Here is a 23,471-nt window from a genome sequence, read left to right on the forward strand (position 1 = left end):
GTTCATGCAAGATCTTCCCGCCAGCGATCGCGTGGAGATCATCCTGCGCACCGCGGTGTTTTGCGTACTGGCGTTGCCGGCCCGGCCACCGCGCCTGCTCGCTCCGCTGCTGCGGCACTGGGTCGGACTGCAGAACGCCGAGCACGATTTCTATCGCGCCTTGTCGATTGTTGTTGCGGCAGCGCCCGAGGCCTGTATCCAGGCCATCGAAGACGATGCCTCCGAGGACGAGTTCGTTGGCGATGCCGCGCCAGACCTCTGCACTGCCCTGGTCGGCCGACGCGACAAGCCCAAGGTTGAAGCAGCGCTCGCAATGGCTGCCAGGGAATGGCTCAGATCCTATTCTGCGGAACATTTTTCCGAGATCGGCAGACTGGGTTTTGAAGGACTGGTTGCCTCGCCCGTGATATGGGTCGAGACACTTGTCGATTACGCCGCCAAGTTTCTTGCCGCCCTCAGCCATGCGCACTGGCCCCTCTCCCTGGGGTATTGGGCGCGCTGCCGCCTGGCCCACACCGCAGCCCGCGAAGAGGCCTACGCTTATGATGAAGATATGCGTTATCTGGGGGCGGCGATGGGCCTTACGGATGCGATTGCGGCCGAGGTGCTTGCCGTGGCAAGCAGCCAGACGAACCCGAAACTGACGGACGAGGAAGTAGATCTTGTCTCGCGCCTGCTGAACGGCCAGGTCTATGCGGAGCTCTCGCTGAGGTACACGCAGGAACTCGCGCCGAAACGGCCGCCGGAAATCGAACTGCAAGTGCGCGAGAAGTTCGCCGCAGGCCCCAGACCAGACACCTTCGACTACAGCGAGCTATATCGCGACGAGAGCGCCACCGGATCCGAACCCTGGCTGCACGTCGAAAGCACGATCCTGGAAACCGCGCCGAACCGGCTCGCGGCAATTGTCCAGGACCTTGCCCGGCAGGCGCTGGACGCCGCCGCCGCTGCGCGCGCCGGCGGTCTGGCGCACTTTGTGCGCGATCACGCCCTGCTGCTGGGCGTGATCGCAGTTGAGCTGGTGCACGTCCATTCACGCAAACCAGGAACCGACAACCAGATCGGGCGAGCGTGTGGCGGACTTTTTGCGGCGATCGCGCCGGAGCGCCAGTTTGCTGCACTGACGGGTGTGTCAGATCTGGCCAATATCAAGCGGCTGGACGTGACGGGAATTTCGGCTTCGATTCCCAAGTCGGTCCTGAATGAAGCCGCACGCGGGCAGCTTGACGATCCTGCACGCGCTTTCGCGTTGGCGCTCGTTCTGGCCGAAGGCTCCGGGCCTATGGTATTGGAGGAAGGCCAGATCGTGTCCAAACTGTTACGGCACAAGCATGATTCCGTGCGCAACATGATCCCGCGCTTGATCCGCCGGCGCGGCAATGTCGCTGACGCAAAGATTGTCACCCTTTACTACCCGACGATTGCCGGCTGTCACAGCAAGACTGCAAAAGAAGTATCGACGCTGCTGCTGCGCGGTGCGTGGCCGCCACGCTATAGCGACCTGCGCTTCCGCCTTCGCCCCAACGATTGGCCGGCTGCCGCGCACATGGACGGCTCTGGAGCGGCGATCGCCCTATTCGTGACCGACCTGCATGGACTATTGCGCAGTGTGCTGGGGGACGCCTGGCCCCACGCCGCCCCATCCGATTTCGCTACCCTCGCCGCTTATGCACCTTACGGCTCCCGCACAGCAGGGATGACGCTGGATCTGCCTGCCGCGCGGGAGGCCGTGCGCTTGCTGACCTCCAGCGCTCCAGCCGCATTGACTGCGATCAGGAAAGGTCTGGAAGGGCTAGCCCCGAATACTCTGGCCCGCGCGGACCAGCATCTCCGCCTGGCAACGGCGCTCGCTTTGCAAGGCCCGATGAAAGAAGCAGCGCGCTGGTTTAATCGTCTGCTTGCGAACGATCACGCCGTCGCCGATCACAAGGGCCTGTCCGTCGAACGGCCCAAGGTGATGCTTTTCAAGGATGACCGGCCCGAGATCGTCGCCCTTCGCAACGAACTGGCAGCCCGTGCATGGACGGACCACGACATCCTGCAACTGGTGTGTCTCGCCCAGCTTGAGGGCCGGGACGCCTGGCTGGACGAATGGATCGCGCGTGAAGCGCAGCAGCCGGAGCGTTGCCGTCGCGTCCGGGGAATCCTTCTGCGCGGCTGGCGCGCTGACGATGATGACCTGGCATGGCTCGCCGACCTTGCTGCACCGACCGGATTTGAGGCATTCGCCGCCGATACCGCCCTGGCCTGGGCGCGCCGCCGGCGGCGTCTGCATGAAGAAATGCTGCGGTTCATGAAGGCCGGATCCGAAGCTGATGCCTGGCTGGCTTCGCGCTGGATGGCGCATCTGGGCGACAGGCGTGTCCTGGTGGAAGCACGGCGGCTGCGCTGGCCTGGCGTTCTTTCACCGCAGCGGCGCGCGGCGTTCGAGCAATCCAAGGCAAACTTTGAACGCCAGTTCCTGATGCTGGAAGGCAACCTAAAACAGAAGTTTGCCGGTGTGACGCCGCCGACGTTTGCACCATGGAGCGAAGTGATGATCTACAACAGCCCGGCCTGAACCTGCTGCTGCTTTTGCCGGCCGGACTCCGTGACAACCGCCAGGCATTGCCGGGAACATCCTGCGCCGTGGCACGGCTGTCCTTGCGCTTGTCATCTTGCACGCAATCGCCAGGACAGCTGTGCCCCTGTTCGCGTAAGAAGCCGCATAGTACCTTTTGACACCTGTTGCAGGCGGCGTGGGAGGAGTCCACCACTGGCGGCACTCTCCCTGCGCGTAGCGCGCACCGAACGCTCCCTAGCACGGACCCGTCATGAAACCACACGTGAAAATGAAGTATTGCGATCTCGTCATGAAAGGCGGCATCGCAAGCGGCATCGTCTATCCGAATGCCGTGCTCACACTCGCCGACGAGTACCGCTTCAAGAATATCGGCGGCACGTCCGCGGGGGCCATCGCCGCGGCCGTGACCGCCGCCGCAGCAGTGGGCGACCGGCTCAAGTCGGCACAAGGCGCGACAGCCGCATCGGCGCCGGACCTGGGTTTCGACGGATTGCGTCGCATCGCCGGCGAACTGTCGACCGAGGGATTCATCTACGGCCTGTTCCAGCCAGCGCGCGGCGCGAAGGCGGCGTATCGGCTGCTCGTCACACTCACCGGGAAGGCGAGCGTCGGGCGCAAGCTGTTGCATGGCCTGCTCAGCGTGCTGCTTATTGCACCGGGCGAAGCGGCGGCGACGCTGCTGCTGTTTCTCGCACTCGGCAGCGCGCTGGGCGGCTCGGCCGGACTCTGGGCGGCGCTGCTGCCATCGCTTCTGCTGGCCTATCTCGCTGGTGTGACAGGCAGCGTGTTGCGCGTCGCGCGTGTAGTGCGCCGCAACCTGCTCGGCATCTGCTCAGGCATGCCGGTGCGGCGCGGCTGGTTCAGCCGCTGGCGCACAGGCCCGGCAAAGTCGGCCGCACCGGCGCTGACCGACTGGATGCACGGCGTGCTGCAGATCTTGTCAGGCAAGCGGGCGGATGAACCATTGACGTTCGCCGACTTGTGGAACGCCGCGCGCTACGAGGGCGAGCCGCCGGGCTCCAAGGCAATCAACCTGCAGATGATCACCACCGGCGTTTCGCACCACGAACCGCGCACGCTGCCGTTCGCCGCATCGCGCTTCTGGTTCCGGCGCGAGGAATTCGATCTGCTATTTCCGCGCACCCTGGTCGACTGGATGGTGCAGCGCGACCACTCGCCCATGGACGCCGGAGGACGCCGCTACTACCGGCTACCGCCCGACGGCGACCTGCCCGTACTCGTCGCTATGCGCATGAGCTTGAGCTTTCCCGTCCTGATCAGCGCCGTGCCGTTGCACGAGCCCACGCGAATGGGCCGCCAGCCCGATGCAGCCGCCAATGCGGAAGCCGCGGCGGAGACTGTAGCTGACGACACTGACGCCGCTCACGCCGCTCACGCCGCCGACGGACGTCCGGCGCGCTCGATCAGCGCAAGCACCGAGGCGCTCACGACCAGCGGCGAGGCACCAGCGCAGCCCGGGAGCGCAGCGGGCGCGGCGGGCGCAGGCCGGCGAATCGAGGCATTCCGCGTCTGCTGGTTCTCCGATGGCGGCATCAGTAGCAATTTCCCCATCCATCTGTTCGACAGCGCGCTGCCCTGCTGGCCCACGTTCGCACTCAATCTGCGCTACCCGAAGGGCGACGCGAGTGACCTTCGCGACGAGGACAAGGACACCATCGAAGACGCGATCTTCCTGCCTACGGAGAACAACCAGGGCTGGCAGCGCATCTACAACGCGATCGACCGGCGCCTCGCCGTGCACGAAGTGGGCACTTTCCTCTTCAGCATCATTTCCACGATGCAGAACTGGCGCGACATCCTGCAATCCCGCGCGCCGGGTCATCGCGATCGCATCGTGCACATTTCCCTGAGCGGGAACGAAGGCGGCCTGAATCTCGACATGAAGGACGACGTCCTCAAGCACGTTTCTGCAAAAGGCGCCGCGGCCGGCAGGCGGCTACTGACCGACTTCTCATTCGACAACCACTACTGGATTCGCTGGCGCAATCTCGCCTCGGCGCTGCAGCGCTACACCATCGACGTCGCTGTCAGCGACACACGCCAGGTCCAGGTAGCCCAGACCAACGCCGTCGACATCGCGCGCACCGGCCAAGCCGATCCGCCCTCCTACCGGTTCCGCAGCAACGACAAGCGCGATGCCGCGCAAGCACTCTACGGCTCACTCGTGCAGCAGGGCACACAGTGGAACGATCCCTACCTGGACCTGAGCGACGGCGCACCCCGCCCGCTGCCGCAACTGCGCATTACACCCATCTACTGAAAGCCATGCCCGCAGCAGCCGTTCGAGCCAGGGGAGAAAATCTGTGAGGCAAGCTCAGGCCGGGATGTCGCCCGGCCATGCTGGTGGCAGCGCCGGCGCAGGCGGATATAACTTCCAAGCCGCTGTAACAGCGATAGTGCTAGCGAGAACCGTGAACACCACGACTGGCCGTTGCGACCCGGCACCGCTTCGTTGGCCCCCCGCAAGCGGCATGCGCGCGCCGGCGCCGAAGATCGCGTTCCTGGGCCTGCTGATCGTCTGGTGTGGCCTGGCGGCGATCCCGGTCGGCGCCTCGCCGCTGCCCTCGCGGCAGCGCATCGCCATCATCGGCGTGAGCGTGGTCGACCTCGTCCGGGACCGCACTGTGCCGCCTCGCACCGTACTGATCGACGACGGCCGCATCGTCGCCGTCGCCGATCCACGCACCGCGCTGATCCCGGCCGACGCGCTGCGCGTCGATGGCAAAGGGCAATTTCTGATTCCCGGACTCGTGGACATGCACGTCCATCTGTTCAATGGCTACTCGCGGCGGCCGCCGAACGAATGGACCTTTCCGCTGTTCGTCGCCAACGGCGTGACAGCGGTGCGCGAGATGAACGCGGATGCGGCGGCGCTCGCGCTGATTCGGCAGTGGCGCCGCGAGCTGGACGCCGGCGAACGGCTCGCGCCGCGCGTCGTGGCTGCGGGCATGGCCGTGCGCGGCACGACGCCTGAAGACGCAGCGCTACGTGTCGATGCCGCCGTGGAGGCTGGCGCTGATTTCATCAAGGTGTTCTCGGATATACCGACGGCGCACTGGCTGTCGGTTCTTGATGCGGCGCAGCGGCACTCGCTGCCGGTCGCCGGCCATGTCCCCGCGCAAGTGCCTCTGCTGACCGCGGCAACACGGCAAGCGAGCAACGAACATCTGATGCAGACGGCCGAAGCCTGCTCGTCGATCGGGCAGCGCGTGATCGACGAACGTCGCGCTGCAACGGGCGAGCCCACGGCAGCACAGCGCGACGCCGAGGAAGCGCGCGTGCTGCAGACCTTCGACCGCCGCCGCTGCCGCCGCGTCGCGGCCGCACTGGCAGCGACCGGTCAGGTGCAGGTCCCTACCCTCGTATTGGCCCACGCGGAATCGCTGCGGCGAGGACGAGCGCCGGTATCGGATCCGCGCCGACGCTATCTGCGCGCGGACGAACGCCTGCGCTGGGAGCGCCTGCTCGCTGATTCCTCTACCAACTATGACGGCCTCGCGCGACAGCGCTGGCGGACAGCGCGCCGCATCGTCTCTGCATTCGACCACGCTGGCGTCGTCGTGCTCGCCGGCACCGACGCGCCGATGCCTGAGATCTACCCTGGCTTTTCACTGCACGAGGAACTCGCGTTGCTCGTCGACGCCGGCCTGTCGCCGCGGGCCGCCCTGCGCGCGGCGACGCTGCGGCCGGCGCAATTTCTCGGCCTGTCAGCGACACAGGGCTCGGTCGAGGTCGGCAAGCGCGCCGACCTCGTGTTGCTGGACGCCGATCCCACACGCGACATCCGCCACACGCAGCGAATCCGTGCGGTCGTGCTGGATGGACGGCTGCTGCAGCGCGAGGCGCTCGATGCGCTGCTCGAGGATGCGGCACGCCTTGCAGCTATGACCTCGCCGCCCTGATCACCTACTGTGCGTAGCTGCAACGACAGCGCACGAGGGCACGAGGGCACGAGGGCACGATCGGCGTTGCTCCTCGGACGAAGCCCCCCGTCGTGGATCACCACGTTCCGGCAGGCCGGACGTCCTGGAAGCTACGCATCCGCCGGCCGTGCTCGGCTCGATGCCCGCGCATCGGGAACCCGTTCGACGCGCAGCGACATGGAGTCTTCAATCTCGTGGTCCCGAAGCGCAGCACAGTCAACCCGTCTCTACAGTCAACCCGTCTCTAAGGTTCTGCCCGGAAAAACGACGTCCGGTGGCCCGGCAATATGGCAGTGGTTGTCAGGCGGTATCGACCGCCGGCTTGCCACAACGCAGCGCGAAGTGTCAGTTCAGCGGCGGTGTCCTTTTGCCGGACGCGCGTCGCCATTCGGCTTCGTTCGGGCGCGTCCGGCATGTAAACGTGCACTAATGCACCTTGCGCTGTCACAAACGCCCGCGACTTGGCCTGTGATGAGAGAAAATCACGACTAGCGTTGCTCAATCTGACGCGCCGGCCTGCTGCCAGGAAATACTTCGTGCCGGAGAGCGAACCGGTCACCGCAGTCGCTCCTGCCTCGACTCCCGCCGTCGAGGCCGCCGGTTCTGCTCCGTAGGCCGCTGCGCGTTTGCGGGTAGCGCCGCTTACAATGGCCGCTTCGAAATCCCCCGGCGCCCTGTATGACTGAACCCGTTCGTCTTTCCAAGCGCCTTGCGGCGCTGATCGGCTGCTCTCGCAGCGAAGCCGAGCAATACATAGAAAACGGCTGGGTCAGCGTCGATGGCAGCACGGTCGAGGAGCCGCAATTCAAGGTTTCCGACAATATCGTCAGCCTGGACCCGGCAGCCAGCCTGGATGCGGTGCAGCCCACGACCATTCTGTTTCACAAGCCCGAGGGTGCGAGTGGCGGAGAAGGCGCGGACCTTGCGTGGCAGAAGATCTCGCTGGATACGCGCAGCGCCGACGACAATTCGGGTGTCCGCGCACTGAAACGTCATTTTCACAAGTTGACTATTCCATTGGGGCTTGAGTCCGACAGTAGTGGCCTGACTGTGCTCACGCAGGATTGGCGCGTTTCCCGGCGATTGATCGAGGAAACGCTCAAGATCGAGCAAGAGTATGTCGTAGAAGTCAGCGGCGAGCTGACGCCAGACGGTCTCACACTGCTTAATCACGGACTGAGTTTTGGTGGTTGGCCAATCGCGCCTTGCAAGGCCAGCTGGCAGAGCGAAAACCGCCTGCGTTTCGCGATCAAGGCGCCACAGCCCGGCCAGTTGCGCGCGATGTGCGCCCAGGTCGGGCTGACGTCTCTGGCGGTAAAGCGTATTCGCATCGGGCGTATATCCATGGGCAAGTTGCCCGTCGGACAGTGGCGCTACTTGCCGGCGAACGAGCGGTTCTGAATCTCTGCGCCGATTCGGCATGGCGCCTGCCGGACGAGGACACGACTTCGGGCGACCCGCGCAAGTTCGACACCGCCGAGATCGTCCGCGGGCCGTTGCCGGAATGCTCCCCGCGACGGGATAGGAGGGCCCCTCCCGGCCCGCTCATCCTCACTAGGCCGCACATGGCGCTACCAGCCTGGGGCCGTCGATCCTGCAGGGGCAGTTCCGCACGCCCTTCCCTGTCCGCGACGAGTCCTCCAACCGCAACTCCTGTCACCATAAAAGGCCGCCTTTCACCGGCGACATTGTGTGATGGTCCCCGTAGAGCACGTAGTTGCTGCTGAAAGAGATCACGCCGTTCTGCTCGGCGACGTTCCGACATGTGGCGCATCCTCAGGGAGTCCCTTGGCGGCGATGCGCAGCGGCTCTAAGCAGTACACCGCATCGCGGTTGAACGGTGCCGACGGCGTCAAGACTCACGAAGCCAGCGGCCGGTCCGGTCGGCGCCACATCCGATCGACGATTACCAGTGCTACCAGCAGCGCCATCATTCCTATCCCGGCCTGCTCAGTAATCGGTATCACGCGGACCACGTTGTTCAATACGGTATGCAGTACTACAACCAACAGCAGATTCCCGCCACTGCGGTTGTAGAGCCATGTGAACAGGATGCCGAGAAACACGCATACTCCGACCTTGGCGAACACCAGGTGCTGAGGACCAGGAAACTGCCCGTTGACGAACAGCGGATAGTGCCAAAGCCCCCACACGATCCCGAGCAGCACCGTACTCAGCGCCGGGCTCATACGTTTCTGCAGCTCGGGCAGCATCCAGCCGCGCCAACCCGCTTCCTCGCCGACCGCTACAACCAGCAGCGTGAAGAGGATCGACCGCAGCACGAACAAGATCCACACCGGTAGTGGTAGTCCGCCGGTGATCGATTCGATCGGCGAATCTGTAGCCGATGCGATCAACAAGCCCAACAACATCCAGCCCGGTGGCAGCAGTAGCGCGGCCAACCACCAGCGTAATGGCACGCGCCACTGCAGCAGCGATGACAGTTGCGATGAGCGGCTGCCGGCAATCGTTGCGACGATGAAACCTGCCACCGTCGCTGCAATCAACACGCTGAGTACGCCTACCGTCGACAGGCCCGGAGGGTGGGCGGTGGCGAACTTGCTGGCACTCACGCCATCCCCGGTCAGCAGCGTCGACACGTCGATCACCGCGACGATTGCAAACACCGGAGCGAAGCGCAGCCACCAGACTCGTGTACCGATGCTGGCGCCCGAGCCGCGCCAACGATCCATGATGATCGCAGCCAGCGCAGGTCCGAACGCCCAACCGGTGACGATCTTGCCCATTGCCCAGTCCGATCCGGCTATACATGGCACGCAGAACCACACCGTCCAGGTGATGGTGAAAGTCAGTGCGACAAATGTGAGTATCGGATAACGCGCGGCGTGTAGTGCGAAAGCGGACTGCTTGACTGGCATGCGTGGTGTCACTGTCCATCGTTCCTGACGGGAGGCAGAACTCTAGTTGCGGCCCGCATCGCGTGGATAGAACGATCGTGCGTGTTGGCTGCTGAGGCCAGACCTGTCCATTTTCCCGGTGTCATGCCGTACGCATCGCGGAAATGTCGGATGAAATGGCTCTGGTCAGCGAATCGACACGTCACGGCGACATCGGCCGGCGCCAAGCCGGACGCCAGCATGCCGCGCGCTTGTTCGAGCCTGCGCATCAGCAGATAGCGATACGGGCTGGTGCCAAACAGGACCCGGAAATCGCGCGAGAGCTTCCAGCGATCACGACCGCTAACTTGCTCCAGGCAAGTCAGCGTAATGTCTTTGTCCCACTGTTCAATAAGGAATTCTCGTGCGAGTTCGGCCGCGCAATAGTCCAGTGGCTTCAACGGTCGCCGTGGCATCGACAGAGCGCTCAACGCAGCGGACAGATCGTAGAGCGCGTCATCGAACTCCAGCTCGCCCAACGGCCGCTGATAGTCCGCCAGCAACATCCGCACTGCGCGAATCAGGCGCGGATTGGTCGAGGTGCCACCTGCAATGAACGGAAGCTCGCTACCGCCGAGTATTCGCTGGATGCGGCTGGGCTCAATGTGAATCCCTCGATAGCGGAAGCCTTCGCGCGTACCGGGCCGGCCGTCATGGCGCTCGTCCGGGTGTATCACTACCACGCCACCGGGCGATGAATGGCGCTCACGGCCCCTGTAGTCAAAGCTCTGTACGCCCTGCAGGGTCAATGCTACGGCGTAAGTATCGTGCCGATGCGGTGCGAACTGGCAACCCAGGAGATGCGCTTCGATGCGCTGCTGCCCACCCACTGCGTGCTGCAGCGACAGTGTTGCATTGCCTGCCATCCGATCACGGACCTCCCGCCAGTTTGAACACGATCATCGAGAAGTCCCGGTTGGAAAGCAGTCTGATGGCATACGCCGGTGTGACCGCTATCGGATTCCAGGGGTTCCGCCGACTCGCATTGAGTACGATCATCTTCTTGGGAGCCGGCTCTCCAGCAGAAACAGGAGCGAGGTCTCGCTGACTTCGCAGCGTGGTCCGGCGGGGACGGTATTCGTGGCATCGCGGGCTGCTGGCGGAGATTTCTTGCCTTCGCCGATGATCGTTTTCAGCGTATCCGCATCGCGGCATGGCTCACAGCGCCAGGCGGCGACCGTCATCCAGCACGCGCCAGGCGTGTCCTCCCTCCAGCCACAGTCCTTCCGAACGCCGCAGCGGCAGCGTGTGGCGATGGTCGACAGGGTGTTTGACGTCGATGGCGAACACTTTGCCGTCAAACAGCCTCTTTACGCGCCAGTGCAGCGTGTGGCCGACGACGACGGCGGTCGCACCGAACCGCGCCAAGGTTTTCTCCACCTGCGCCGGCGACAGGTCGTCCTTGAAGTAGCCGCGATACCACGACGGCCCGGTCTCGGGATTGACGAGGAAGTCTTCGCTGCTGGCCTGTTGCTTCGGATACCAGACGCGGCGGTAGTTGTCGCGGACGAGGCGATTGATGTCTTCCAGCGACCAGGGTTTGTCGGTCAGTGCCGGATGGAGGCCGCCATGCACGAACAAGATGCCGTTGATGACTTCGATCGTGTTCTTGCTGGCGAGCCAGTTGCCGAGGAAGGCATCGTCGCCGAGCAGATCGAATGGCTGCCGGCCGAGAATTGCGGCGACGTTGAAGTACTTCTTGTGGCTGGACAGGTAATTGCCCTGCAGATTCTTGATCTCGTGATTGCCCAGAATGTAGTGCACGCGTCCGCCGGCCTGCGTCGCTTCGTGTTCGAGCTTGTAGATCAGCCACAGCACCTGTGTCACCGAGGCGCCGCGATCGACGAAGTCGCCGAGCAGTACCAGATGGCCGTTGCCGAAGGTCCAGTTCAAGTTGGTGTCGATTACCCGGGAATTGACGAGGAAGTCCCGGAAGGTTCCGAAATTGCCTTCGATGTCAGAGATCGCGAGGATGGGCCGGGCGTCGCGGTAGTGGATCGGCGGCGTGACGAACTGCGGCGTGGCCCGCACGGTGAATCGGCTTTGGTCGACCGGGAAAGCCACGTCCACCGCGAAAGGCTCGGCCAGCGCATGCCGCTTTTCTTCCACCTGAAAGCCCTTCTTGCCGTCGCCGCGCAGGGTTTGCGATACCCAGTGGTCACCCTGCCGGAACACATGCGGACCTTCGTCGCCAGCTTTGTAGGCGGTTTCGATATGGCCATAGTGGAAATCTGCGCCATGCCAAAGGCCGAAGCCGGTGGCGATCACGGCCAATACCAGCGCTACGACAAGGAAATGTCCGACGAAAGTCGTCACGGTTTTCATGCTTGCTGTTCTCATTCTTGGCGCGAGCGAAGCCGGACAGCCGCGCAGGCCGCCACGCATCGTTCGCGAGGGTTGAAAGCGAGCGGCGATTGGCCGCCGGCGTGAAGGGGCCCCGGTCAGCGCAGCCCGCGACGCAGCACCCGCAAGATCCGCATGACCCGGTGTGTCAGCACGGCACACCACGTGGAAGCCAGCAGGGCGATCGGCACCAGCCAGTAGCCCAGTAATTCCTTCGCATCCTGGTAAGGCGATCCGGACCAGGCGATGGCAACGGAATGGCCGCCGTTTATCGACCAGGCACCGACCAGCGAGGGCTGCCACAGCTTGGCCACTGCCAGCAGCAGCAAGGCGATGGCGACGGAATACCCGAATGCGCCCATGGAGTAGTACAGGCCGCGCGTCACCGTCTGTTTGACACGCTGGATGACGCGGAAGCCCGCCGGCGGAGGCGCGCCGGTGCGGATGTGGGCCACGTATTGCGCGGCCAGCACCTCTGGCGAGCCGAAACCTTGCAGCAGCGCATCCACGTCGGGGACTTCGCCGCGCGCCTCGGTCTGCTCGATGACCTCGTGAATGTGGCTATCGATCTCCCGAATGACTTCCGCGGCGTCGGCCTTGTCCAGCTTTCGCAGGTGCAGGGCGAGCGCGTCGACATAGCGGCGAATCAGATGATGCGAAGTCATGTCAGTCTCCCCTGTTGATGTGTTCTGCACTGGCCTTGGTGGCCAGCAGGGCGTCGATGTCGGTGACCGACTGCCGCCACGCCCGCATGAGCGCGACGAGCTTCTGCTTGCCCTTGCCGGTGAGCTCGTAGTACTTGCGCGGCCGCGCCTCCCCTTCCTGCATCCAGTTGGCGTCCAGCAGCCCGTCACGCTTGAGACGGTCCAGCAGGGGATACAGCGTTCCTTCTGTGATGGCCGTGGTGGGAAATTGCTGAAGATGGCGCAGCAGCGCCAGCCCGTAGACCGCCCCTCCCCGCAGGCTGGCCAGGATCACCAGCTCGAGCGCGCCCTTACGCAACTGGATTTGCCATTTTTCCTGTTCGTCTTCGGCCATGGTTTTGTGCCATCCATAGTACCTTGCAATGCAAGGTATGCTGCATGGCATTATTTTGGATGTCAAGCCGCAAGCGGCTGATGGCCGGCGTTGTCGTTTCAGCGGCGGTCTGCCTATGTCGCGCCTCTCCGCCGACTGAGCACTCAAGTCGGTGAGCGAGCGATGTGCCGGGCCTTGGCCCAACGATTGCGGTCGTTGGCGGCCGCGACCTGCTTAGTGGCGGCTGCTGCGATCTGATCTCGCACACCGGTGAGATCCAGGGCTTAGCGTTGGCCTTGCTCGCGCAGACACCGTGTCGCGACGTCCGACAGCCAGCGACACCGGACGTCATGAAGGTGCAAAACCTCGTAGCCGTCGGCGACCTCGCCGCCGAGAGTGCGCGACTCGGTGCTCGATGGTTGCCAGGTTGCACATGTGTGCTAGTGCGGATCGGAGCCGTTTACCGCCGGCGCGTTCAGGTAGCGAGCGGGACACATGACAGATTTGACCTGCATCGCCGGTAGGACCACTCTCCGCGCCGGGGCCTGACTTGGGCCTCATCCTGGGCGCGGGCGATGATCGCCGGTTTCGGGTTCACCGCTCTCATCACAGGGGATGGGGATGATCAGGTACGTGTTTGGTTTGGCGATGAGTGTGGTCAGCGTCGGCGCATCGGCGCAGATGTCGGAGAGACAGGCGGCAGCACCGCAGCCGATGCGCGGCGCCGAGGCGAAGGAATCGGTCATGACCCGCGGGGCGAGCCGCGCGCTGGATCTGCGTTCGCTGCCGCAGAACTCGCCACGACGCCGCGAGCGTCCCGAGCACGGCGATCCGCCGCGCATCCCGCTCGCACTGCCCGGCGGCCCGGCGGCATCGCCCGAGCTGGCGCCGGCCCGGCGCGCACCGGCGCCGCCGCCGATCGCCAATTTCGAGGGGCTGGACTTCAGCACCTGGGGAAGCGGCCATCCGCCGGATACCAATGGCGACGTCGGGCCGGTGTACTACATCCAGGCGATCAATTCGTCGATCGGCATCTACCGCAAGTCCGATGGCGTTCGCGAAGCCGCGTTCAGCTTCGACACCCTGATGAGCCAGGGCAACATCGGCAATCTGTGCGACACCGCGAACTTCGGCGATCCGGTGGTGCTGTACGACACCTTCGAGGATCGCTGGATCCTGACCGATTTCGCCTTCGAACTCGATGGCGGCAACAACGTCATCAATCCGCCGGGTGCGTTCCAGTGTTTTGCGGTTTCCCTCACCGGCAACCCGCTCACCGGCGGCTGGGCCTTCTACTCGATCAACACCACCGGCGGGCTTGGCGACTATCCCAAGCTGGGCATCTGGCCCGATGGCATCTACATGTCGGTGAACATGTTCGGCTATGCCTCCGGCGCCGCCTTCCAGGGCTCGCGCGTGTACGCGCTCAACAAGGCGCAGATGTACGCGGCCCAGCCGACGGTACAGGTCGTGTCATTCGACGCGCCAGCCGCTGACTTCACCCTGCTGCCGGCCAACGCCCGCCTGCAGACCGGCACGCCACCACCGGGGCGCCCGAATTATTTCGTGTCGTCCTGGCAGTTCCTTAACGGCTTGACGGTGTATGAGTTTCGCGTCAACTGGGAACGCGTCTCGCAGTCGACCTTTACCGGCCCAAGCGTGCCCCTTGCCGGCACCAGCTGGCCGAATGCAACCGTGCCCAACGCGCCCGCCCTGGGCGGCACCGCCGTCGACGTGCTGCCGATTCGCGCGATGATGCAGAACCAGTACACCAACTTCGGCGGCGTCGAATCGCTGTGGAACACCCACACGGTCCGTCGCGCCAATACGACCGGCTTCGCCGCGCCGCGCTGGTACCAGGCCGACGTGACCGGTGGCATCGTGGCGGCGGCGCTGCCGCAGGCGGCGACCTGGGACCCGGACGGCGCCAATGTGCTGCACCGCTTCATGCCCAGCCTGGCGCTCAATCGTGCCGGCGACATGGTCATGGGTTACAGCACGTCCAGCAGCACGACCAAACCGGCGATCGCCTACGCCGGCCGGCTCGCGTCCGATCCGGTCAATACCTTCAGTCAGACCGAACAGTTGCTGATCCAGGGCACCGGTGCCCAGGTCGGTTCAGCGCGCTGGGGTGACTACAGTTCGATGACCCTGGATCCGGATGGCTGCACGTTCTGGTACACCAACCAGTATTACGTCGCGGATGGCTTGAACTACCAGACCCGGATCGGCTCGTTTGCCTTTCCGAGCTGCACGCCGGTCGGTGCCGGCGGCACGGTGTCCGGCACGATCACCGCGCAGGTCGGCGGTACCGCACTGGCCGGCGCAACGGTCGCTCTGGGCAGCCGCGTCACCACGACCGACGCCAATGGGCTGTATCAGTTCAGCAGCATCCCGGCGGGCACCTACCCGCTGATCGTGGCGAGCCGGTCCGGCTATGTCAGCGCCAGTGCGAACAGCCTCGTCGTCGCCGATGCCGCGACGACGACGCAGAACCTGGTGCTCGATTCCGCTGCCACGGCCGCCTGCCCGATCGATACGACGCGGGCGGATTTCCAGGCGGGCCTGCAGACCGCGGTGGATGTGGACATCCAGCCCGACAGCGTGGTTCTGCAGAGCGCCATGCCGGTCGACCAGCAGAACACGACGCTGGGGACGCAGGGTGCCGGCACCACAGCCACGACCTGGCTCGGACAGACGTTCACTCCTGCCATCACCGGGCCGGTGGTCAAGGTGGACCTGAACCTGTTCAGCCTGAACTGTGCGGCCGTCTCCATGCCGAACCTCACCGTGTCGATCCGCAATGCCGCGGCCAACCTGCCGACCGGCGCTGATCTGGCCACCGCAACGATCGGCGGCTTCTGCAACGGGGCCGGTGCCTATTTCACGGCCACCTTCGCCCCGCCGGTGACGCTCACTGCCGGAACGCAGTACGCGCTGGTCTGGCGGCCGGCCAGTCCGATACCCGCCGGCACGCCGGCACCGGGCTACTTCGGCACGGTCAGCGCCGGTACCGGCGCCACCGCGCTGCAGAACCCCTATGCCGGCGGCCGTCGGGCCAGTTCGTCCAACAGCGGCAGCACCTGGGCCGGCGCGGCCGGCACTGCGAACAACGATCATGGCTTCCGTCTTTACGTCGACCTCGGCTATGTCGCCTCGGGCGAGCAGACCTCGGCACTCAAGGACACCAACCCGGTGGCGGGCGCGTACTCGAAATGGACGACCCTGTCGTGGACTGGCACAGAGCCGACCGATACGGCGCTGCGCTTCCAGGCGGCGGCCAGCAATCAGGCCACAGGTCCGTTCAATTTTGTGGGCCCGGATGGCACCGCCGCCAGCTACTTCAGCAGCGGCGCCTCCCTGGCGCAGTTCAACGGGCAGCGCTACCTGCGCTACCGGGCCAACCTGAGCAGCACGAACCCGACTGCAACACCGTCACTCGGCGATGCCACAGTCTGCTACACCGCCCTGGCGCCACCGGACCTGTCGCTCACCAAGAGCGAGGGCGGCGTGAGCGCCAGTCCCGGCGGTAGCGTGGCCTACACGTTGACGTACCGGAACAATGGGGCAGCCGATGCCACCGGCACGGTGCTTACCGAGACGGTGCCGCCGAACAGCACGTTCAACGCGGGTGCCAGCACGGCCGGCTGGGTCTGCGCGCCGGACAACAACGCCGGTGCGATCTGTACCCTCGCCGTGGGCTCCGTCACCGCCGCGGCAGGCCCACAGACCGCGACCTTCGCGGTTACCGTGGTCAGCCCGCTCGCAACGGGCGTAACGGCGCTGACCAACACGGCGTCGGTCGCCGACGATGGAACCAGCGGCACCGACCCGACTCCGGCCGACAACAGCGCCAGCGACAGCACGCCGCTCAACGCTGCCCCGGATCTGACGGCGAGCAAATCCGACGGCGGCGTGAGCGTGGCGCCGGGCGGTACTGTCGCCTACACCCTGACCTTCGCCAACGCCGGCAATCAAGGCGCGACCGGCGTGGTGCTGACCGAAACGGTACCGGCGAACACGCAGTTCAACGCCGGCGTCAGCTCGCCCGGCTGGGTCTGTGCCCCCAACAACAACGCGGGCTCCAGCTGCACCCTCAACGTCGGCGCGCTCAGTGCCGGTTCGGGCAATCAGACGCGGATTTTTGGCACAACCGTAGCCGGCTCGGTGCCGGCCGGTGTCAGCCAGATTGCCAACACCTGCAGCCTCGCCGATGACGGCACGAACGGCCCCGATCCAACCCCGGGCAACAACAGCGGCAGCGATGCCACGCCGCTCAACGCCACCCCCGATCTGACGGTGAGCAAATCCGACGGCGGCGCGACCGTGGCGCCGGGAGGTACCGTCGCCTACACCCTGACCTATGCCAACACCGGCAATCAGGGCGCGACCGGCGTGGTGCTTTCCGAAACCGTACCGGCGAATACGCAGTTCAACGCCGGCGCGAGCACGGCCGGCTGGGTCTGTGCCCCCAACAACAATGCCGGCTCCAGCTGCACCCTGAGCATCGGCGCGCTCAGTGCCGGTTCGGGCAATCAGACGACAACGTTCGCCGCAACCGTACTTGGCTCGGTTCCGGCCGGTGTCAGCCAGATTTCCAATAGCTGCAGCCTCGCCGATGACGGCAGCAATGGCGTCGATCCGACCCCGGCCAACAACAGCGCCAGCGACACCACGCCAGTCAACGCCACCCCGGATCTGACGGTGAGCAAATCCGATGGCGGCGCGAGCGCGGCGCCGGGCGGTACGGTCGCCTACAGCCTGATCTACGCCAACGTCGGCAATCAGGGCGCGACGGGCGTGGTGCTGACCGAAACGGTGCCGCAGCACAGCACGTTCAACCCGGGTGCCAGCACGGCCGGCTGGGTCTGTGCCCCGAACAATAACGCCGGCTCCAGTTGCACCCTGTCCGTGGGTTCCGTCACCGCTGCGACGGGCACACAGTCGGCAACCTTTGCGGTCACCGTGGTCAATCCGCTGCCGGCGGGTGTCGCGGCGCTGACCAACAACGCATCAATCGCCGACAACGGGACCAACGGCGTCGATCCGACACCGGCCAACAACAGCGGCGGCGATACCACGCCGCTCAACGCCACGCCGGATCTGACGGTTAGCAAATCCGACGGCGGCGCGACCGTGGCGCCGGGAGGTACCGTCGCCTACACCCTGACCTATGCCAACACCGGCAATCAGGGCGCGACCGGCGTGGTGCTGAGCGAAACGGTGCCGCAGAGCAGTACGTTCAACGCCGGTGCCAGCACGGCCGGCTGGGTCTGTGCCCCCAACAACAATGCCGGCTCCAGCTGCACCTTGAGCGTCGGCGCGCTCAGTGCGGGTTCGGGCAATCAGACCACAACGTTCGCCGTGACCGTATCCGGCGCCATTCCGGCCGGTGTCAGCCAGATTGCGAACAGCTGCAGCATCGCCGATGACAGCACTAATGGCGTCGATCCGACGACCGCCAACAACACGGCCGGCGATACCACGCCGCTGGACGGGGCGGACCTGTCCGTGACCAAGAGCGACGGCGTGGTGTCCGCGGTACCGGGCAGTTCGGTGACCTATACGATCACCGCGACCAACGCCGGCCCGCAGATGGCCACGGCGGCCACGGTCGCCGACCCCTTCCCTGCGGCGTTGACGTGCACCTGGACCTGCGCCGGTTCGGGCGGCGGCACCTGCACGGCGGCTGGCAGCGGCACTATCAACGATACGGTCAACCTGCCCGCTGCGGCGTCGGTGATCTACACGGCGACCTGCGCGATCGATCCGACGGCGACCGGCACGCTGGTCAATACGGCCACGGTTACGGCGGCTATTGGAACGCTCGACCTGAACCTGGCCAACAACACCGCTACCGATACGGACACGCTGCAACCGAGCGCCGACCTGGCTTTGTCGATGACTGACAACCGCAGCGTGGTCGGCGTAGGCAGGACCATCAACTACATCATCGCGGTCACCAACAGCACGGGACCAAGTACCGCGACCGCCACCGTCAACGACGTCCTGCCGCCGGGCCTGTACCTCGCCAGCTGGATCTGTCTGCCCTACGGTGGCGCCAGCTGCAGTGACGGTACGGGCACGACGATGAATACCCCAGCGACCCTGCCGGTCGGGAGCGGCGTCACCTATGTCTACTCGAGCACGGTATTCGGCGGCGATGCGAACGACCAGATCAGCAACACCGCGACGGTCACTTCCACGGGCAGCACCGACAACAACCCGGCCAATGACAGCGCGACCGATGTGGATACGCTGGCGATCTTCATCGACGGTTTCGGGGATGGGCCGCTCACACACATTCTGGAGCCGCTCGATCCGGCCGGCGTTCGGGTACGCATCGCGCCGGCTCTGCTGCAGGAACTGAGCAGCGTGCCGCTGATCATGGCGGCCGGAGAATCGGCGAACGGCGCCGCGCTGTTCCGCCTGGAACTCGTCCGGTTCAGAGACGTGGCGCTGCTGCGCATCGTCACCAGCAATGCCGTCGGGCACGATGAACGCAGCACCTGGCACCGCATCGACGCCTCGTTCGGACTGCTCGGCTTCGAATGGCGCGCCGCGTCCGCCGGTGGACGCGACGGCTACCTGGCGATCGACATGGGCGATGGCTTCCTGCGGATCGAAAACCGGACCGAGGCCGACCCGCTGGTTCGCCTTCGCACGGGCGTCTTCGGCAATGTGCCCTGGATGACACTGCCGGAAGGCCAGTAAGAGCAGGCATGGCGCCCGGGTGATCCGGGCGCTTGCTTTCGAGGGCTCGGCGTTGCGGCCGTGCCGAATGTCGGCAACACCCATCCGTGCCGCAGGCGCGTGCCGTCTGCGGCTGGCTTCCCGCCGCAGTTGTCCGCCAGATCACGCTCGACGACACCTACGCCAAACACCCGGCACGCTGGATCAACGGTCCACCCAAGCTCCCGATGCCACCGGCAAGCGCCGCGACCAATCCCATTCCGCTCGTCACCTGCGGACGCAGATTGGCCGAGCGTGTATCCACGGGCCGAGCCGGGCATACGACAACGGATGCCGTTGCCAAACTGCGCCGGATTCCATCACAAGTGCGACGATAACGGAGACGAACTGCGCCGCTCATCGGGCGACACTTCCGCGGCTCAACGCGAAACCAGGATCCCGACGTAGATCACGTAGCCAACGAGCAGTCCAGCGCCTTCCCAGCGGTTGAGGATCGACCCTCGTGACATCAGGGGCAAAAGCACGATCGCGCTGCCGGCCAACACCGCCAGATCGAGAGTGGTCAGGCCCTCGGCGCCGAAGGGTTGGATCAGCGCAACCAGGCCCAGGATGCAAAGTATGTTGAGGATGTTCGAGCCGAGCACGTTGCCGAAGGCGACGTCAGTTTCGTCCTTCAACGCGGCCACTACCGATGTTGCCAACTCGGGCATGCTCGTGCCGATCGCGACGACGGTCAGTCCGATCACCACCTGGTTCATTCCGAGCGCCACTGCCACGACGGTCGCTCCGCTCACCAGCAGTTTCGCGCCGAGCATCAGAGCGACCAGCCCCCCGACGATGTAGAGCATGTCGATCCAGGACGCACGGGTTACCGGCGGCATGGCGTCAGAATACTCAGCCGCAACTTCGCGGCTGCGATCGCGCTTAGCGAACACGTAGGCACCCACCGTGTACACGATCGAGCCAAGCAGCAGAATCGCGCCATCGAGCCGACTCAGTCCGCCATCGAGCAGCATCACGCAAAGCAACAAGGTCACCACGATCATCAGCGGTACTTCGCGACGCAACAGGATCGAGCGTACCCGCAGGGGACGAGCAAGTGCCGCGCAGCCCAGGATCAACGCGACATTGCTGATGTTCGATCCGACGATGTTGCCGAGCGCCAATCCGCTGTTGCCCGTGCTGGCCGCCTCGATGCTGACCAGCAATTCCGGCGTGCCGGTGCCAAACGCCACGATGGTGAGGCCGATGACCAAGGGCGTAACGCCAAGCCGCAGGGCGATGCTGGAGCTGCCGCGAACCAGAACCTCGGCGCCGACCGCGAGTAGCGCGAGGCCCGCGAGGATGGTCAAAATCGGATAGAGCATTTGGCTCCCGGCGCGCAAGGCCTGTTGGGCTGTTGGATGGGGCTTGCTCGCACTTACCAGGGGCAACGGCCCGATTTCGAACTCCGCGCATGGCAACGTCGTGGAATCGGTGTCATCGGCGCTGTCGCTGATCACACTGACCTAGACAAACCAGGGCGTCGCTTTCACGCGATCGCAATGCTGTTCCAGTCAAGCGATGAGTCTGGTGCCGCGAGCATGGCGCCTCGTTGACGCATTGCGGGGTTCAGCCGAGATGCGTTCAAGAATGCCCCACAGAATCCGGAAATCCTTGCCCATTCATGATCGTTGGTCGATAAGAATTCTACGTCGCTCGGCCGTTGAATTGACAGCTTAGTGCCATCGTGCAAATGGTGTTGAGGCGCGTCGGCGCTCCGGCATCAAAAAAAGCTATCGGCACGGCATGGCCCGCAGCCGTCGCTGCCGTGAGAGGTGGATTTCATGTGGTCGCTTGCCGCGCGCGAGCGGCTGAGCAGCTGCCTCACGGATGTCTGGGCGGGGATCACTGCGGCGGCTCATTGGCGTCCCTCGATCCCGATGAGTTGAACCGGCGCCAGACCGCAACCTGCATTTTTTCGCGGTCAGTCGCTTGTCGAGCGGTATTCCTTTTGGTTCTATCGCTCCCTGAGTCGAACATCCTTGCTTTTTCGCGTTGTCCACTCTTGGCGCATGGTCACGGGGGATCGTGCGCCGGTGACATTAACCATCCACAAAAATGCTTTTGGGAGGAACTTCAATGTACAGACTTCTCGCAGGACTTGTTGCACTCGGCCTCATGGGAACCGCCGGCGCTGCCGGGCTCGACGTCGCCCTGTCCGAACCGCTCGCCACGAGCGACTACGGCAGCGGCAAGATTCACTACGCGCTGACGAACCACACCGACCGTACCCTGCATGTGCTGCGCTGGCAGACACCGCTCGACGGCCTCTCCGCAGAGCTGTTCCAGGTGACGAAGAACGGCGAGCCTGTCGCCTATGAGGGCATTCTGGCCATGCGTACGTCGCCCGCGGGGACCGACTACGTCGAACTCGCACCAGGCGCCACGCTCGCGGCCGAGGTCGACCTGACGGCGTACTACGACATGAAGGCGGGCGGCCAGTACGAGGTGCGCTATGCGCGGGATGCGCGCGATGTGATCGCCGAAGTCGGCCAGACCGCAAAGGGTGGCATCGACGCGGGCTATCTCGACTTCGATCGGGCGGCCGCGACGTCGATCCACGTCGACACGGCGGTCGATGCGTTCGACTCGCCTGCGCACAAGGCCGGCCCAGTCCTGCTCGCGGCGACCAACAGCTATGAAAGCTGCTCGACCTCGCAGAAGAACGCGATGCCCGCGGCGCGTACGCAGGCGACAACCTACGCGAACAGCTCGCGCAACTATCTCAATGCCGGCAGCACGGGCACGCGCTACACGTGGTGGTTCGGTACGTACAACGCGTCGCGCTACTCGACGGTACGCTCGAACTTCACGCGCATCTACAACGCGCTGTCAGGCCAGCCGTTCGTGTTCAACTGCACCTGCCCGGCCGCGCCGACCGCCATTGCGTACGTCTACCCGAACCAGCCGTACCGCATCCACCTGTGCTCGTCGTACTGGGGCTATCCCAATGCCGGTGCGCCGTATTCCAAGGGCAGCATCCTCGTGCATGAAGTCAGCCATTTCGACGTCGTGGCAAACACCGACGACGTGACCTACGGCACGACGAACTCGCACAACCTCGCGGTCAGCAATCCGGCGTCGGCGGCGCGGAACGCCGACAACTACCACTACTTTGCCAACAACGCGAACAACGGCAACTGATGCCGCTGCCGATGGTTTGACACGTGTAGCGTAGGAAGAACTGCACCGCCCGGTTCATCGGGCGGTGCAGCTGACAGGGCCACGTAGACTTTCGCACTGCTTCACGCCGCCTATGCACCGCAGCGACTAAACCCTGCCCCGTGTCATCGGGTTTCATCCGAATTCGTCCGCATGAGCCTTGCGGCAGCAGTTCCTTCAGAACTTGTCGAATGCGCAGCAAAAAATGTTCGCGCGGAATTTTCCACAGATTTTCGCCTGTACCGCGAGCGCGGCAGGCATGACCGGCCAACCTGAGGCCGAGGCGCACTCGAAAAACCCCCGTCTCCCAGCACCAGGAGAACGACATGACCAGTGCAGCTGACATCATGAAGCTTGAGACCGAATTCTGGCAGTCGATGCTGGACCAGGCGCCGGAAAAAGCGGCGGCGCTGCTGACCGAAACGGCGACCAGTGTGGCCATGTTCGGTATCCACCATTTCAGCCCGACCGAGTACATCACGATGGCCAAGGAAGGCCGGGCGAAGATCACCGCGTTCTCCTTTTCCAACGAGAAAGTCCTCTTCCCTACCCCGGATGTGGCGGTCGCAACCTACGAGGTGGTGCAAAAATTCGAGATGAAGGGTCAGCCTCAGGAGATGGTTTGCCTGGACACCACCACCTGGGTTCGCGTTGGTGGCGTATGGCTGGCTGCCGCTCATACCGAGACGGTCAAACAGGACAAGGCCGGCTAGCCGTTGCCCGACGGTTCGTTCGTGCGGAGCGGCGCGATTCGCGACCGGGCTGCGGCGAGAACTGGAGTTCCAGCGCGGCACGTCAACGAAGAAAGGC

Annotated in this window: 14 protein-coding genes; 7 read left to right on the top strand and 7 right to left on the bottom strand. The window is 64.6% G+C overall.

Translation table 11 applies throughout. The features are described from left to right. The 4 genes from RUU78_RS16880 to RUU78_RS16895 all read left to right on the top strand — a co-directional run. A partial coding sequence (locus RUU78_RS16880) for a hypothetical protein (protein ID WP_313918627.1) occupies positions 1-2,560 on the top strand: 2,560 nt, incomplete at its 5' end. Positions 2,561-2,813: 253 nt separating this feature from the next. Beyond that, a complete protein-coding gene (locus RUU78_RS16885) occupies positions 2,814-4,844 on the top strand; it encodes a patatin-like phospholipase family protein (RefSeq protein WP_313918628.1) in 2,031 nt (676 codons plus the stop codon). A 211-nt stretch (positions 4,845-5,055) separates the two neighbouring features. Next, entirely contained in the window at positions 5,056-6,486 is a 1,431-nt protein-coding gene (locus RUU78_RS16890) for an amidohydrolase family protein (RefSeq protein WP_313918629.1), read from the top strand. 699 nt (positions 6,487-7,185) lie between these two features. After that, positions 7,186-7,908: an rRNA pseudouridine synthase gene (locus RUU78_RS16895; RefSeq protein ID WP_313918630.1), complete on the top strand. Its 723-nt coding sequence runs from the start codon at positions 7,186-7,188 to the stop codon at positions 7,906-7,908. Positions 7,909-8,366: 458 nt separating this feature from the next. On the opposite strand, the gene RUU78_RS16900 is transcribed toward RUU78_RS16895, so the two are convergent. From RUU78_RS16900 to RUU78_RS16925, 6 genes are all read right to left on the bottom strand, one after another. After that, positions 8,367-9,254, bottom strand: a complete 888-nt coding sequence (locus RUU78_RS16900; RefSeq protein ID WP_313918631.1) for a CPBP family intramembrane glutamic endopeptidase — start codon at positions 9,252-9,254, stop codon at positions 8,367-8,369. 140 nt (positions 9,255-9,394) lie between these two features. Then, positions 9,395-10,270: an AraC family transcriptional regulator gene (locus RUU78_RS16905; RefSeq protein ID WP_313918632.1), complete on the bottom strand. Its 876-nt coding sequence runs from the start codon at positions 10,268-10,270 to the stop codon at positions 9,395-9,397. Between the two features lie 292 nt (positions 10,271-10,562). After that, the gene (locus tag RUU78_RS16910; RefSeq protein ID WP_313918633.1) at positions 10,563-11,729 is read right to left on the bottom strand and encodes a metallophosphoesterase; all 1,167 of its coding nucleotides are present in this window, start codon (positions 11,727-11,729) and stop codon (positions 10,563-10,565) included. Between the two features lie 116 nt (positions 11,730-11,845). Beyond that, on the bottom strand, positions 11,846-12,442 hold the full coding sequence (locus tag RUU78_RS16915) for a hypothetical protein (protein ID WP_313918634.1): 597 nt from the start codon (positions 12,440-12,442) through the stop codon (positions 11,846-11,848). Beyond that, a complete protein-coding gene (locus RUU78_RS16920; protein ID WP_313918635.1) occupies positions 12,414-12,785 on the bottom strand; it encodes a PadR family transcriptional regulator in 372 nt (123 codons plus the stop codon). The genes RUU78_RS16915 and RUU78_RS16920 overlap by 29 nt, the downstream gene beginning before the upstream one ends. Positions 12,786-13,321: 536 nt before the next feature. Then, positions 13,322-13,510 (bottom strand): hypothetical protein, encoded by a 189-nt coding sequence (locus tag RUU78_RS16925; RefSeq protein ID WP_313918636.1) that lies wholly within the window; start codon positions 13,508-13,510, stop codon positions 13,322-13,324. Here RUU78_RS16925 and RUU78_RS16930 point away from each other — a divergent pair. After that, positions 13,509-19,478 (top strand): carboxypeptidase regulatory-like domain-containing protein, encoded by a 5,970-nt coding sequence (locus tag RUU78_RS16930; protein ID WP_313918637.1) that lies wholly within the window; start codon positions 13,509-13,511, stop codon positions 19,476-19,478. The two genes, RUU78_RS16925 and RUU78_RS16930, sit on opposite strands and share 2 nt — an antisense overlap. Positions 19,479-19,876: 398 nt before the next feature. Here RUU78_RS16930 and RUU78_RS16935 read toward each other — a convergent pair whose 3' ends face one another. Further along, entirely contained in the window at positions 19,877-20,824 is a 948-nt protein-coding gene (locus RUU78_RS16935) for a calcium/sodium antiporter (protein ID WP_313918638.1), read from the bottom strand. Between the two features lie 754 nt (positions 20,825-21,578). Here RUU78_RS16935 and RUU78_RS16940 point away from each other — a divergent pair. Then, entirely contained in the window at positions 21,579-22,643 is a 1,065-nt protein-coding gene (locus RUU78_RS16940) for a M35 family metallo-endopeptidase (RefSeq protein ID WP_313918639.1), read from the top strand. Positions 22,644-22,987: 344 nt separating this feature from the next. After that, positions 22,988-23,374: a nuclear transport factor 2 family protein gene (locus RUU78_RS16945; protein WP_313918640.1), complete on the top strand. Its 387-nt coding sequence runs from the start codon at positions 22,988-22,990 to the stop codon at positions 23,372-23,374. Positions 23,375-23,471 lie beyond the last annotated feature (97 nt).

The sequence above is a fragment of the Tahibacter sp. genome (assembly GCF_032229445.1).
GTDB lineage: Bacteria > Pseudomonadota > Gammaproteobacteria > Xanthomonadales > Rhodanobacteraceae > Tahibacter.

Bases quoted from the DNA above. Each gene is read 5' to 3' on its own strand.
- RUU78_RS16940 (WP_313918639.1), top strand. From the start codon at position 21,579: ATGTACAGACTTCTCGCAGGACTTGTTGCACTCGGCCTCATGGGAACC.
- RUU78_RS16945 (WP_313918640.1), top strand. From the start codon at position 22,988: ATGACCAGTGCAGCTGACATCATGAAGCTTGAGACCGAATTCTGGCAG.
- RUU78_RS16910 (WP_313918633.1), bottom strand. From the start codon at position 11,729: ATGAAAACCGTGACGACTTTCGTCGGACATTTCCTTGTCGTAGCGCTG.
- RUU78_RS16920 (WP_313918635.1), bottom strand. From the start codon at position 12,785: ATGGCCGAAGACGAACAGGAAAAATGGCAAATCCAGTTGCGTAAGGGC.
- RUU78_RS16890 (WP_313918629.1), top strand. From the start codon at position 5,056: ATGCGCGCGCCGGCGCCGAAGATCGCGTTCCTGGGCCTGCTGATCGTC.
- RUU78_RS16930 (WP_313918637.1), top strand. From the start codon at position 13,509: ATGACCCGCGGGGCGAGCCGCGCGCTGGATCTGCGTTCGCTGCCGCAG.
- RUU78_RS16905 (WP_313918632.1), bottom strand. From the start codon at position 10,270: ATGGCAGGCAATGCAACACTGTCGCTGCAGCACGCAGTGGGTGGGCAG.
- RUU78_RS16900 (WP_313918631.1), bottom strand. From the start codon at position 9,254: ATGGGCAAGATCGTCACCGGTTGGGCGTTCGGACCTGCGCTGGCTGCG.
- RUU78_RS16895 (WP_313918630.1), top strand. From the start codon at position 7,186: ATGACTGAACCCGTTCGTCTTTCCAAGCGCCTTGCGGCGCTGATCGGC.
- RUU78_RS16885 (WP_313918628.1), top strand. From the start codon at position 2,814: ATGAAACCACACGTGAAAATGAAGTATTGCGATCTCGTCATGAAAGGC.
- RUU78_RS16925 (WP_313918636.1), bottom strand. From the start codon at position 13,510: ATGACCGATTCCTTCGCCTCGGCGCCGCGCATCGGCTGCGGTGCTGCC.
- RUU78_RS16935 (WP_313918638.1), bottom strand. From the start codon at position 20,824: ATGCTCTATCCGATTTTGACCATCCTCGCGGGCCTCGCGCTACTCGCG.